The 13,674-nt window shown below is 46.5% G+C and carries 14 protein-coding genes; 7 read left to right on the top strand and 7 right to left on the bottom strand.

Features of this window, described 5'->3' with window-relative positions; all coding sequences use genetic code 11:
* Nucleotides 1–10 precede the first annotated feature (10 nt).
* Nucleotides 11–586, top strand: coding sequence for a histidine phosphatase family protein (locus ACW5MY_RS05460; RefSeq protein ID WP_013351735.1), 576 nt, complete (start codon nt 11–13; stop codon nt 584–586).
* Between the two features lie 15 nt (nt 587–601).
* Here the strand turns inward: ACW5MY_RS05460 and ACW5MY_RS05455 are convergent, their stop codons facing one another.
* Entirely contained in the window at nt 602–1,462 is an 861-nt protein-coding gene (locus ACW5MY_RS05455) for an ABC transporter substrate-binding protein (RefSeq protein WP_013351734.1), read from the bottom strand.
* Nucleotides 1,463–1,928: 466 nt separating this feature from the next.
* Here ACW5MY_RS05455 and ACW5MY_RS05450 point away from each other — a divergent pair, with 466 nt between their 5' ends.
* A complete protein-coding gene (locus ACW5MY_RS05450) occupies nt 1,929–3,077 on the top strand; it encodes a S8 family peptidase (RefSeq protein WP_013351733.1) in 1,149 nt (382 codons plus the stop codon).
* Between the two features lie 43 nt (nt 3,078–3,120).
* Here ACW5MY_RS05450 and ACW5MY_RS05445 read toward each other — a convergent pair whose 3' ends face one another.
* Nucleotides 3,121–4,371, bottom strand: coding sequence for a M48 family metallopeptidase (locus tag ACW5MY_RS05445; RefSeq protein WP_045507225.1), 1,251 nt, complete (start codon nt 4,369–4,371; stop codon nt 3,121–3,123).
* Between the two features lie 154 nt (nt 4,372–4,525).
* Between ACW5MY_RS05445 and ACW5MY_RS05440 the strand changes: the two genes are divergently transcribed.
* A complete protein-coding gene (locus ACW5MY_RS05440; RefSeq protein WP_013351731.1) occupies nt 4,526–4,921 on the top strand; it encodes a hypothetical protein in 396 nt (131 codons plus the stop codon).
* A 49-nt stretch (nt 4,922–4,970) separates the two neighbouring features.
* Here ACW5MY_RS05440 and ACW5MY_RS05435 read toward each other — a convergent pair whose 3' ends face one another.
* The 4 genes from ACW5MY_RS05435 to ACW5MY_RS05420 form a co-directional block, all read right to left on the bottom strand.
* The gene (locus ACW5MY_RS05435; RefSeq protein WP_289394259.1) at nt 4,971–6,512 is read right to left on the bottom strand and encodes a fatty acid--CoA ligase family protein; all 1,542 of its coding nucleotides are present in this window, start codon (nt 6,510–6,512) and stop codon (nt 4,971–4,973) included.
* 131 nt (nt 6,513–6,643) lie between these two features.
* Complete coding sequence (locus ACW5MY_RS05430; protein ID WP_014470001.1) at nt 6,644–7,288, bottom strand: SDR family oxidoreductase; 645 nt, start codon at nt 7,286–7,288, stop codon at nt 6,644–6,646.
* 80 nt (nt 7,289–7,368) lie between these two features.
* Entirely contained in the window at nt 7,369–8,364 is a 996-nt protein-coding gene (lplJ, locus tag ACW5MY_RS05425; protein WP_289394258.1) for a lipoate--protein ligase LplJ, read from the bottom strand.
* A gap of 12 nt (nt 8,365–8,376) precedes the next feature.
* The gene (locus ACW5MY_RS05420) at nt 8,377–9,111 is read right to left on the bottom strand and encodes an MBL fold metallo-hydrolase (RefSeq protein ID WP_462061708.1); all 735 of its coding nucleotides are present in this window, start codon (nt 9,109–9,111) and stop codon (nt 8,377–8,379) included.
* Nucleotides 9,112–9,268: 157 nt separating this feature from the next.
* On the opposite strand from ACW5MY_RS05420, the gene yhfH reads away from it, so the two are divergent.
* Complete coding sequence (gene yhfH, locus ACW5MY_RS05415) at nt 9,269–9,403, top strand: protein YhfH (protein WP_014470000.1); 135 nt, start codon at nt 9,269–9,271, stop codon at nt 9,401–9,403.
* A 232-nt stretch (nt 9,404–9,635) separates the two neighbouring features.
* On the top strand, nt 9,636–10,925 hold the full coding sequence (locus ACW5MY_RS05410; protein WP_013351726.1) for a cation:dicarboxylate symporter family transporter: 1,290 nt from the start codon (nt 9,636–9,638) through the stop codon (nt 10,923–10,925).
* A gap of 39 nt (nt 10,926–10,964) precedes the next feature.
* On the opposite strand, the gene ACW5MY_RS05405 is transcribed toward ACW5MY_RS05410, so the two are convergent.
* Nucleotides 10,965–11,996, bottom strand: a complete 1,032-nt coding sequence (locus tag ACW5MY_RS05405) for a M42 family metallopeptidase (protein WP_014469999.1) — start codon at nt 11,994–11,996, stop codon at nt 10,965–10,967.
* Nucleotides 11,997–12,167: 171 nt separating this feature from the next.
* On the opposite strand from ACW5MY_RS05405, the gene ACW5MY_RS05400 reads away from it, so the two are divergent.
* Both ACW5MY_RS05400 and fabHB read left to right on the top strand, forming a co-directional pair.
* Nucleotides 12,168–12,443 carry a hypothetical protein gene (locus ACW5MY_RS05400; RefSeq protein ID WP_155758769.1) on the top strand — a complete coding sequence of 92 codons (276 nt, stop codon included), beginning with the start codon at nt 12,168–12,170 and terminating at the stop codon, nt 12,441–12,443.
* A gap of 43 nt (nt 12,444–12,486) precedes the next feature.
* Complete coding sequence (fabHB, locus tag ACW5MY_RS05395; protein ID WP_013351724.1) at nt 12,487–13,464, top strand: beta-ketoacyl-ACP synthase III FabHB; 978 nt, start codon at nt 12,487–12,489, stop codon at nt 13,462–13,464.
* The last annotated feature ends 210 nt before the right edge of the window (nt 13,465–13,674 follow it).

Raw genomic sequence — 13,674 nt, 5'->3', positions numbered from 1 at the left:
TGAACACATTATGACTGCCGTTTGTTTAGTAAGACATGGAGAGACTGATTGGAACGCCCAAAAAAAGCTTCAAGGCAAAACGGATATTCCGTTAAATGCGACGGGAGAGCGTCAGGCGAAAGAAACAGGAGAATACTTAAAGGTTTTCGAATGGGATGTCATCGTCTCAAGCCCGATGAAACGGGCCAGAAAAACAGCTGACATTATTAACGGATTTTTGAATCTTCCCGTTGTCGTCATGGAAGATTTCAGAGAACGGAACTACGGTGATGCGGAAGGAATGTCTTTACCGGAACGGTCAGAGTGCTACCCGGATAAAAACTACCCGAACATGGAGACCGCAGAGGAACTGACAGACAGAATGCTGGCCGGTTTAGTAAAAGTTCAGGAACGGTTTCCTGACCAAAAGGTACTGATCGTCGCTCACGGCGCAGCCATCCACGCCCTCTTGTCTGCCATTTCTGACGGTGACACCGACATACAAAATGCAAAGCTTGTCAATGCATGCCTGAGCAATATCGAACGGATTGAAAATAAGTGGCGCGTCAAAGATTACAATGTAAGCAGCCACCTTTCGGAATCATAATAAAAAGGCCCGCACTCAGTGTCGGGCCTTTTTGGCGAGCATTTTTTTCTGAAGATCATGTAATATGGCGTCCGCACCGTCAATACTCCGCCGCTCCGTCCAAACCGCCCTGTCCGCGCGGTAGACGCGTCCATTTTTCACGGCTGTCAGCTGTTTCCAGAGCAGATGTTTTTCGAGTTCTTTCTCTCCGCCCAACAGCACGATGTAATCAGGATCGATACGCAAAAGCTGCCCGGGCGTCATTTTAATATGATCGTTTTTCTTCCCGGAAGCTGTCTGGATTGCATATGTAAACCCCGTGAGCGCCAAAAGCCGGGACGTGAAAAACTGATCATTCTTTACGGAAATGCCGCCATTTGCAGCGTCGATTAATAAAATCGAGCCGCCTTCTGCATCCAGCTTTCTTTTGATTTCATTCAGGTTTTCTTCCTGAGCCGATAATTGTTTCTCGATGATGTCCTTTTTACCGACCGCTTTTTCAATGGTCAAGGCAGCGTCAACCGCATCCTGATAATCCGCATCTTCATTTTTCAAAGCGATTGTCGGAGCGATCTTCGTCAGCTTATTGTATATCCCTCTGTGCAGGCTAGAATCTGCAATGATGAGATCGGGTTTTAAAGAAGCGATCTTTTTCAGGTCGGGATGTGATCGGGTGCCGACAGACTTTGACGGGTCATCGGCCGCAGCCGCCGGCTTTATGCCGAGATCATGGAGGGTATCAATAAAGCCCGGATTCAATACGGCGACGCGCTGCGGGTGCGCTGCCACATGCGCGGTCCCGAGATCATGTCTGATGGCGGTCTCATGTTCCGGTTCTGAACATGCCGGTATGAAGAGGACGGATAAGATCAGCAGCATACTGAAAATCGGTTTCATCAGTTCCCCCTCTTTCGTTTTTCCGCAATTATATCATTGACAATATCAAAATCAATGATATTCATTATCATTATTTTTATAAAATGGTTTCACAGCTTTTCTCGGTCAAGAAAGCCAAAGACTGATTTCGCTTACGTTTCCATCAGTCTTCTGTATTCAACAAAAGATGACATTTATCCTATTTTTGGAACAACCCCCAAAAATGGAAACAAACCGTTCGACCCAGGAAACAAGCGAGTGATTGCTCCTGTGTACATTTACTCATGTCCATCCATCGGTTTTTTCCATTAAAATTTAAATATTTCGAGTTCCTACGAAACGAAAGAGAGATGATATACCTAAATAGAAATAAAATAAACTGAAAAAAATTGGGTCTACTAAAATATTATTCCATACTATACAATTAATCCACAGAATAATCTGTCTATTGGTTATTCTGCAAATGAAAAAAAGGAGAGGATAAAGAGTGAGAGGCAAAAAAGTATGGATCAGTTTGCTGTTTGCTTTAGCGTTAATCTTTACGATGGCGTTCGGCAGCACATCCTCTGCCCAGGCGGCAGGGAAATCAAACGGGGAAAAGAAATATATTGTCGGGTTTAAACAGACAATGAGCACGATGAGCGCCGCTAAGAAGAAAGATGTCATTTCTGAAAAAGGCGGGAAAGTGCAAAAGCAATTCAAATATGTAGACGCAGCTTCAGCTACATTAAACGAAAAAGCTGTAAAAGAATTGAAAAAAGACCCGAGCGTCGCTTACGTTGAAGAAGATCACGTAGCACATGCGTACGCGCAGTCCGTGCCTTACGGCGTATCACAAATTAAAGCCCCTGCTCTGCACTCTCAAGGCTACACTGGATCAAATGTTAAAGTAGCGGTTATCGACAGCGGTATCGATTCTTCTCATCCTGATTTAAAGGTAGCAGGCGGAGCCAGCATGGTTCCTTCTGAAACAAATCCTTTCCAAGACAACAACTCTCACGGAACTCACGTTGCCGGCACAGTTGCGGCTCTTAATAACTCAATCGGTGTATTAGGCGTTGCGCCAAGCGCATCACTTTACGCTGTAAAAGTTCTCGGTGCTGACGGTTCCGGCCAATACAGCTGGATCATTAACGGAATCGAGTGGGCGATCGCAAACAATATGGACGTTATTAACATGAGCCTCGGCGGACCTTCTGGTTCTGCTGCTTTAAAAGCGGCAGTTGATAAAGCCGTTGCATCCGGCGTCGTAGTCGTTGCGGCAGCCGGTAACGAAGGCACTTCCGGCAGCTCAAGCACAGTGGGCTACCCTGGTAAATACCCTTCTGTCATTGCAGTAGGCGCTGTTGACAGCAGCAACCAAAGAGCATCTTTCTCAAGCGTAGGACCTGAGCTTGATGTCATGGCACCTGGCGTATCTATCCAAAGCACGCTTCCTGGAAACAAATACGGGGCGTACAACGGTACGTCAATGGCATCTCCGCACGTTGCCGGAGCGGCTGCTTTGATTCTTTCTAAGCACCCGAACTGGACAAACACTCAAGTCCGCAGCAGTTTAGAAAACACCACTACAAAACTTGGTGATTCTTTCTACTATGGAAAAGGGCTGATCAACGTACAGGCGGCAGCTCAGTAAAACATAAAAAACCGGCGTCGGCCTTGGCCCCGCCGGCTTTTTATTATTTTTCTTCCTCCGCATGTTCAATCCGCTCCATAATCGACGGGTGGCTCCCTCTGAAAATTTTTACGAGAAACGGCGGGTTGACCCGACTCAGTCCCGTAACGGCCAAGTCCTGAAACGTCTCAATCGCCGCTTCCCGGTTTCCGGTCAGCTCAATGCCGTAACGGTCGGCGGCGTTTTCCTGATACCGGGAGACGGCATTCGTAATCGGATCAGAAGCAAAACTGAGCACGGATATAAGCAGCAATAACAGCGGGAGAGCGGCCAGATCTTCAGGCCCCTTTATATGAAGCATTCGGCCAAAGGATTTGGACATCCGCCTGTAAAGCTTGTCAATGATATAGAACCCAGCCAATGACAGCAGCAGATACCCGGCCAGTCCGATGTACACGTGCTTCATGACATAGTGCCCCATCTCATGCCCCATAATGAACAAAATTTCCTGATCCTTCAGTTTGTTAAGCGTCGTATCCCATAAAACGATGCGCTTATTCGAGCCGATGCCCGTCACATACGCATTCAGCGCATTCGTTTTCTCCGACATATTTACTTCATAAACATGGCTAGCCGGAATATCGGCCTTGTCGGCAAGCGACAAAATTTTGCTTTCAAGCTCCTTGTCTTTCAACGGATAGAAATCATTGTATAAAGGATCAATCACGACAGGCTGCAGGAAAAACAAAAACAGGGTGAACGGCACCGTAAGACACCAAGCGTAAAACCACCATTTTTTTGTATGCTTTGTGATCAGCCAGTAAAACACAAGCACACACACGGCGAACAGCGGAAAACTGATCCAGAAATCAATGACATGATCTCTGATCCAGCTGGCTGTTGTCTGCGTCGAAATATGATACGCAAGCGAAACCCGGTATCCGATCCACTCAAGCGGAAGCGAAGCCGCCGTAACGATGAGTGAAATCACAAATACGAAGCTCACGATTTGCAGTACCCGAAAGCGCACCGCTGCTTCCAGCCATTGTTTTATTTTTTTGGCAAGCCCCGTAATCAGCAGCAGAAAAAATAAAAACCAATCTAACGGCGCCCCGATGAAAAACAAAAAATCCTTTACATTTGAATAATTTTCAGCGGCTGCCAGGCGGCCCGGGTCCATAAACGAGGACGGATCAGCTTTCGTTCCCTTTACGGCCTCCGGGACGGCGGAGTCTCCTGTCATAAAGAAATACCAATAGAAAAAAAGGCCGTACAGCACATAGGCAAGTCCCGCTGCCGCTATCCATTTGCGCATGGAAGTCTCCCTCCTTACCCTTATGACTTACTCCTATTGTAAGCATAAATGCAAATAAATAGAACCAAGCCTCCAAAACGGATGTTAATCTTTTCACAACAGAAAAGAATGGAACAACAGGAAGCGGGAAAGACTAAAAGACGGAGTGATGAATATGAAAAAAATAATCGCGTTTATCGTAGTAATCGCCCTTTTGGTTATTGCTTTCTTCTATGTATACAGCCGGACCGGCGATGTATTTACATCAAGCAACGCAGATCTGATTATTCTGTCTGAGCACGGAAAAAAAGAAATTAAAATTAAAGACAGGCAGAATGTAAAAGATATGCTCGATATCTTGAACCAAGGAAAACAAGTCAAACTGACCAAAAGCGTGTCTCCCGATTACGACGGAACGGTCAAATACCATGAAGACCGTTTTGATTCATTCAGCATGTGGCTCGAAAGCGGCAATTATATGTTGTACAAGTATAAAAACACGTATTACAAACTGACCCGGCATGATACGAAGCTTGTGCAAAGCATTATTAAGGAAGAATCGCAGAGCTGACCGGATCAGTTCATGTAAAAGCGAAGCCCCCGGCTTCGCTTTTCGTCTGTCATTTCGGAAGCATGTCCCGTACCGCCCGTCTCAGCAGCTTCCCGGTCGCATTCTTCGGAATCTCCTCAAGAAAAATCACTTCCGCCGGACGCTTATATTTTGCCAAATGCTGCTCACAGTAATCAAAAACGGCCTGTTCTGTCAGTTCACCGTCCGCAGGCACAATATAAGCATGCACCGCTTCACCCGTTTTGGCGTCGGGAACGCCGATGACCACAGCTTCTTTAATCCCCTCATGGCTGTAGAGCACTTCTTCTACTTCGCGGGGATAGACGTTGTAACCGCCGACAAGAATCATATCTTTTTTTCTGTCGACAATATAAAAATAACCATCTTCGTCGCGTTTCGCCAAATCACCCGTGTACAGCCAGCCGTCCTTCAGCGCGTGCTCCGTCTCCTCGGGCATCTTGTAATAGCCCTTCATCACATTCGGCCCTTTCACGATCAATTCCCCCACTTGATGGTCAGGCAGTTCGCGACCGAGCGTATCAACGACTTTATTTTCGACATGCAAAATATTCGTCCCGATCGAGCCGGGCTTTCTCCCCCGGTCAAACGGATTGAAACAAGTAACCGGAGACGCTTCAGAAAGTCCGTATCCCTCCAGAATGGTGACGTCAAAGGTTTGTTCAAATGTCTGCAACAGAGCGACCGGCATGGAAGCGCCGCCTGAAATGCACAGTCTGACGGACGCAAAATCCTCCGCCTTGCCGTGCTCATATTGATACAGATAGTTATACATCGTCGGTACGCCTGCAAAAATGGTTGCCTGCCGGCGTTTAATCAGTTTAAAGACAGATGCCGGGCTGAACTGCGGTTCAATTAATACACACGCTCCGCTCATCAGAGGCGCATTCATACAAACGGTTAAACAAAAAACGTGAAACATCGGCAATGCGGCCACAATTTTATCTTTCTCATTCATTCCTAAGTATCCGGCGACATCATTTGCGTTGGAAAAAAGATTCTGATGGGTGAGCATGGCGCCTTTCGGTTTTCCCGTCGTCCCTGAGGTGTATAAAATGACGGCCGTATCATCTTTGGACAATACCGGATAGGTTCTGCTGCGCTCCGCCGGGCAGAGCATTTTTGTAAACGTTTTCATTTTTAAGCGCAATTGAGGGTCTTCTGTCGATGGAGCGTTCTCTGCGGTCTGACTGATGATGATATGCTCCAGCAGCGGCAGCGAGCCGTGCAGGCTTTCAAATACGGGAATTAAAAGATCAATGCCGGCGATCGCTTTGACATCGCCGTTTTTCAGCATATACGCGATTTCTGAAGGTGTGTATGCCGGATTAACAGGAATGACGACGACTCCCGCTTTCAACGCACCGAAAAACGCAATGACAAAATCAGGCGTATTTCCGAGAAGCAGCGCGAGATGATCCCCTTTTTTCAGTCCCCTGTCCTCCAATCCGTTTGCAAATGCTTCAATTTTACCTGCCAGCTCCTGATACGTCATGTACTGATCTTGAAACAGACAAGCTGGTTTTTCCGGTTTCTGCGATGCCGTTTCTTCCAATTTGGAAACCAGATTCATTTTCCCACCCCTTTAAAAATGTAATGAATGAATAGTCATTCATTTCTCCGGAATAAACGTTCACTTTCATTATAGAAAAATATAGAAAAACACTCAAGGGCAAAAAGCCCCGAGTGCCGTAAAACCGGAAATTATAATTGTTTCAGCGCTTCTCTGACCGGCGTGCTGCCCGCCGTCAGATCGAACGCTTTTTCATACGTATTCGGTTCATCAAGGGATGCGATAACCGTATTGGCGACATCGTCTCTTGAAATAGAGCCTCTTTCTAAATCGGCGGCAGCTTTAATATTGCCCGTGCCCGGATCATTTAATAACCCGCCGGGACGGATAATCGTATACGTCAAACCGCTCGCTTCAAGAATTTTGTCCGCGTAATGCTTTGCAACATAATACGGCTTCAATGCTTCATTCCAATTGGCGCGGTTATGAGCCTGAAGGGCGCTCACCATAATAAACCGCTTGATGCCGGCTTTCTTTGCCGCTTCTACCGCTTTCGCCGCTCCGTCAAGATCAATCAAAAGCGTTTTATCATGTCCGGTGCTTCCTCCTGATCCGGCGGTAAATACTATCGCGTCACAACCCTCAGCGGCTTTCGCGATATCTTCCGCACTTCCTTCCAGATCGGCAAGAACGGCTTCTGTACCCGCCGCTTGAAGCGCTTCTTTCTGCTCTTCTTTCCGGACCATCGCCCGCAAGGTATGCGTGCCGTCTTTTTGAAACAGCCCGGTCAGCCGCTGTCCGATCTGTCCGTTCGCTCCGATGAGAAATACTTTCATCATGATCCCTCCTTATTTATTATGGTTCTATCATTTCACAAGAACGGCCGCCCTTTCAAATCATGCGCCCGGCAAATGTTCTAATAAATCAGTTCAAGGAAATCTTCCATCTCTATTTTGCCGAAATACTGTTTCAGATCAATTCCGTCCAGCGCCTCTCTGATAGCGGTTCTGTCATATTGTTTTCCGGTCAGCGCCTGTTCGATTTCACTCACATCTTTCGCACCGAAGAAGTCCCCGAAAATTTTGCAGTCCTGAATGATTCCTTTTTTCACTTCAAGTCGCAGATCAATCGACCCGACTGGATAACGTTTGGAATGCTGAAGATTAAATGCCGGCGACCTGCCGAAATTCCAGTCCCAGTTTTGATAGCGCTCTTCAGAAATCTTCCGGATCGCTTTCCAGTCTTCATCGGTCAGCTTATATTCCGGCACTTCGGAAAGATCATTTGTATTAAAAATATGGTGAAGCAGGTGTTTTTTGAATTCATCAGCCGTCATTTTGTCATCAAGAAACTCGCTGATGTTGGCGACACGGCTTCTGATTGATTTAATGCCCTTTGATTCGATTTTGTCTTTTTTCACTTTCAGCGCTGATACAACATGGTCAATGGCCGAATCCAGCATTAATGTTCCGTGGCTGAAAATACGCCCTTTCGTCGAAAATTGAGCGTTGCCGGAAATTTTTCTGCCATCGGCGACGATATCGTTTCGGCCGCTTAATTCAGCTTCCACCCCGAGCTGGCGCAGCGCCTGAATGACGGGTTCGGTAAATTTTTTAAAATTGTGAAAGCTGTCTCCGTCATCTTTTGTGATAAAACTGAAATTCAGATTCCCGAGATCGTGATAAACCGCGCCGCCTCCTGACAGTCTGCGGACGACGATGATTCCGTTATCCTCTACGTATTTCGTATTGATTTCTTCTATTGTATTTTGATTCTTCCCGATGATAATCGACGGCTGATTGACATAAAACAGCAGGTATGTCTGTTCAGGGTCGAGATGCTTCACGCAATATTCTTCGATTGCGAGGTTGATCCTCGGGTCGGTTATGTTTTGGTTGTCAATAAATAACATGGTGCTCCTCCTTTATTTCTCCCACTTCAATCCGGAAGCCGCGATCTTCACTTTTCCCCCGAATACGGATTCCGCTTCTTCTTTCAGCTTTAGGTGCTCGCCGAAATGCGGCAGATGCGTGAGAATCAGTTCTCCCGCTCCGGCCTCCCGCGCGATACGTCCGGCTTCCGTGCTGTTCATATGGCCTGCCGGCGCGCCGTCTTGGTGCGCGTAAAAATTGCACTCGCAAATCAGCAGATCGGCATTTTCCGCAAACGGAATGAACGCGTCCTGATAGCTTGAATCAGCCGTATACACAACGGTTGCTGTACCGTCGGTAATACGCATCGCATAACAAGTGACCGGATGCACCGTCTTCAGAAAGGTAATGGTGAACGGCCCGGCAGAAAGCGGGCGGTCCGGCTGATAAGCCACTCCTTTTGTATGCGTTTTATATGTAAGACGCTCAAACTGTTCTATATCAGCATCATGCCCGTAAATCGGCAGCGCATCCGCCCCTTTTCCGAGAAAAGAGCCGACCTGCTTGGCAAATTGAAGCGGCCCGATATCAGCGATGTGATCATGGTGATAATGAGACAAAATGACGGCATCAAGCTCTTCTGCCGGAACATAGGCAAACAGCTTTGATAATACGGCGCTTCCGCAATCGACCAGAAGAGAATAACCGCCGGACTGAAACAGGTAGCCTGAAGTTGCTTCATTTGCGGCCGGAAACCCGCCGCAGCATCCAATAACTGTAACTTTCATATCGTCCTCCGAATGTTTAGGATAAAAAGACTCTTTCCTTCAATATACCTATTTTTCGTACAAATTGCATGTTTTAAACATTGTGTCAAAACAGCCGTTGATTTTCACAAACTGTTATAATACAATGTAAAGACAAAACAATGAAAGAGGGATGGGTATGTTGGATAAAATAACAGAATTTTTTAGAAATCTACCCGGTAAAAAGTGTGCGGAATGCGGCAAAGAAATAGCTGAACAGCATGAATGCTATGGAAATGTTTGTGACAATTGCTTGAAAATAAAGGATATGTAACAAAAGGGCGCTGCACATTCGAAGATGTGCGGCGCCTTTTTTTACGGCCGGTATCATACTTTCTGAATAGGGCGTTATTCACCATTATTAGCAATAATCTGTATGTTTTGAACAATTCAGTATTTTCAATCTATATTTTTCTATAGACGGATTGTTTTCTTTTCTATTATAATTTGTTCTAATAGCTATCTTTTTAGATACTTATTGCACTTTTTTCTTCGGGAGGTAATCTATGAAAAAATTACGTTTTGGATTAGCGACGCAAATTTTCGTCGGACTCATACTAGGGGTTGTAGTCGGTGTCATCTGGTATGGCAATCCCGCTGTTCCAACTTTTTTACAGCCTATTGGCGATTTGTTTTTACGCTTAATCAAAATGATAGTGATTCCAATTGTCGTCTCCAGCTTAATCATCGGCGTTGCCGGCGCGGGAAGCGGAAAACAGGTCGGAAAATTAGGCTTCAGAACGATTTTGTATTTTGAGATCATTACTACTTTTGCCATTATTCTCGGACTCGCTCTGGCGAATCTTTTTCAACCGGGGGCTGGCGTTAATATACATGAAGCTCAAAAAACAGATATCAGTCAATATGTTGAAACAGAAAAAGAACAAAGCGGTAAATCCGTAGCGGACACATTCCTGCATATTGTACCGACAAACTTCTTCCAGTCATTGGCTGAAGGAGATCTGCTTGCCATCATCTGCTTTACCGTGCTTTTTGCACTCGGCATCTCGGCAATCGGAGAAAAAGGAAAGCCTGTACTGGCCTTCTTTGAAGGTGTTTCTAATGCAATGTTCCACGTTGTGAACCTGGTCATGAAAGTTGCTCCGTTTGGCGTTTTTGCATTGATTGGTGTTACCGTTTCCAAATTTGGACTCAGTTCCCTGCTTTCACTCGGTAAACTGGTCGGTTTAGTATATGTAGCTCTGGCTTTCTTTCTCATTGTTGTATTCGGAATCGTCGGAAAGCTTGCTGGGGTTAACATTTTCAAATTCCTTGCCTATATGAAGGATGAAATTTTATTGGCGTTCAGTACGTCAAGCTCCGAAACTGTACTTCCCCGCGTTATGGAGAAAATGGAGAAAATCGGCTGTCCGAAAGGTATTGTTTCCTTTGTTGTGCCGATCGGATATACCTTTAACTTAGACGGTTCTGTGCTGTACCAATCTATCGCCGCTTTATTCCTCGCTCAGGTATACCACATTGACTTGTCCATTTGGCAGCAGCTTACCCTTGTGCTCGTCTTGATGGTCACTTCCAAAGGAATGGCTGCCGTGCCCGGGACTTCTTTCGTCGTCCTGCTTGCGACACTCGGCACAATCGGCGTTCCTGCAGAAGGTCTTGCATTCATCGCCGGTGTTGACCGGATTATGGACATGGCCCGTACGGTCGTCAATCTGACCGGAAACGCGCTGGCATCCGTTGTAATGTCAAAATGGGAAGGCCAGTATGATCCCGTTAAAGGCGCGAAGGTCATGAGCCTCGCCAAAACAGAACAAAACACCACCATTTCAGGTTAAACGAAAAACCTGCACGGAAATTATTCCGCGCAGGTTTTTTTATGCCATCGGAGACAGAACATACCGGTGCAAAAGCTTCGCCGTATTCAGAAGCGATAATTCGTGCGTGCGTTCAAAGGCGTGTGAAGCGTCAATTCCCGGGCCGATCAGTCCGTGGACAATGTCATGGCCCGAACGGATGGCTGCTGAGGCGTCAGAGCCGTAATACGGATAAATATCAAGCTGATAGTCAATGCCATAGCGCTCCGCAAGCCCGGCCAGATGTTTTCTGAGCTGATAATGGTACGGGCCGCTCGCATCCTTCACGCAAATGGAGACGGTATATTCATCCGTAGACTGGCCGTCGCCGATTGCTCCCATATCAACAGCCAAGTATTCGACAGTTTCAGGGGGAATGTTGGAATTGCCGCCGTAGCCGATTTCTTCATTATTAGAGATCAGAAAATGCGTTGTATATGGAAGGTCGATCTTCTCTTCAGTGATGCGGCGGATTAAATCCAGGAGCAGAGCCACACTCGCTTTGTCATCAAGATGACGGGACTTAATAAAACCGCTCGGCGTGATCTGCACGCGCGGGTCAAATGAGATGAAATCGCCGACTCTGATGCCGAGATCGGACGTCTCTTCTTTCGTCCGTACATGCTCATCAAGACGGACTTCCATATTCTCCTGATTCCGCTCTGCCTTGCCGGCATCCTTGTAGACGTGCACTGAAGTCTGATGCATTAAGATGGTGCCTGTATAGGTTTTGCCGGAAGAAGTTTGAATCTCGCAATATTCTCCTTCAATCGAGTTGTATCTAAAACCCCCGATCAAGTCGATCTTCAGCCTGCCGTCCGCCTTTATTTCCTTTACCATTGCGCCGAGCGTATCGACATGCGCCGTCAGCAGTCTGTGTTTCTTGTCATCACGGCCGGGAATTGTGACAAAAAGACCGCCTTTGCGGTTTCTGTAAGATGAGACGCCCCAGTCTTTTAAAAGACTTTCTGTATATGCGATAACCTCGTATGTATTGCCCGTCGGACTCGGAATCGACACCAGTTTCTTAATCAGTTCCATCGTATGTTTCATATTTTCCACAGGTCATTCCTCCTATCAATTTTATTCTTCTTAAAATATACTCTTTTGATCCACAACCCGTCCAATCTTTTCCTTCTCTTTTTTCATAAGATGAAGGGAGCATGGGAATAGGAGGGAAATGTATGATCAGCCGTAAACCGCACAAGCGGAAAAGGTGTCGTAATGATTGGTTTAAGGATTGGTTTGAAGATGATTGGTTTGATGAAGACTCCTTCTGGTGCTGTAAAAAAGAAGAAGAACCATGTAAAAAGAAAAAAGAAGAGGAACATTGTAAAAAGAAAAAAGAAAGAAAGCATCATCATTCATGCCGCCATCACTGCCGTCACTGCTGCCGTCATTGGTAATGTTTCACACAAACCCGTTTCACAAATAGATGTCTCATGCTCCCCAACCAGCGGATGCTGCTTGGGTTTTTTTATTAAAATTAGTACCAAGTAATAATATCTGGTGTTATAATCTGATTATAAAGGAGTGAATCATAATGTCAAAATCTAAAATTACAGCAATCGGTACATATGCTCCGGCACGCCGATTAACAAACGCGGATTTGGAGCGCATCGTCGATACATCTGATGAATGGATCGTCCAGCGCACCGGCATGAAGGAAAGACGCATTGCCGGCGAACATGAATTCACATCGGATTTATGTATTGAAGCGGTGAAAAACCTTGCAGAACGATACAGCGGAACCCTTAATGATGTCGATATGATCCTTGTGGCTACAACGACGGCGGACTATGCGTTTCCAAGCACAGCGGCACGCGTGCAGGCTTACTTCGGCTGGCCGCACACGGGGGCGCTTGATATAAACGCCACATGCGCCGGGCTCACTTACGGCCTTCAGCTCGCAGACGCATTAATTACCGCCGGAACTCATCAAAAAGTGATCGTGATTGCCGGTGAAACATTATCAAAAGTAACGGATTATACTGACAGGTCGACCTGTGTCCTGTTCGGAGACGCTGCTGGCGCCCTATTGGTGGAACGTGATGAAGCAGCTCCGGGCTTTTTGGCAGCCGTGCAAGGAACGGTCGGAAGCGGCGCGGACGTGCTGTATCGGACGGGACTGAGCGCTGAATTAAACGGCCAGCCGCTTAAGGGCGGAGGAAACATGGTGCAAAACGGCCGAGAAGTATATAAATGGGCGGTCAGAACTGTACCAGAGGAATTCAACGTCCTTTTAGAAAAAGCCGGCTTTTCAAAAGACGATCTGGATTGGTTCGTTCCTCACAGCGCCAACATGCGGATGATAGAATCAATCTGTGAAAAACTTCCCTTCCCGGCTGAACGGACACTGACAAGTGTTGAATATTACGGCAACACCTCATCTGTTTCTATTATTCTCGCTTTGGATGAAGCCGTGAAAGCGAAAAAGCTGTCGGAAGGCCAGACCCTGGTATTATTCGGGTTCGGCGGCGGATTGACGTATACCGGACTGTTGGTAAGATGGGGATTTTAATAAACAAAAGCATCACTCTCTATAATGAGAATGATGCTTTTTTCAGATTGATCAATAAAAAACCCGCAAGTCCGGCAAGTGAAACCAGGGCATCGTTTACGTGTAAATGTCATGCTGCCCGCTCCTATGCTGACAGGCGCTGTAACGGGGTTCATCTGTTCGGGACATTCCTCTTTAACGTGTTTAACCGTAAAAAGCCCTTTCGGAAGC

Source organism: Bacillus sp. Bwzl_19 (assembly GCF_054900515.1).
This window is presented reverse-complemented; position numbering and strand designations above follow the sequence as displayed.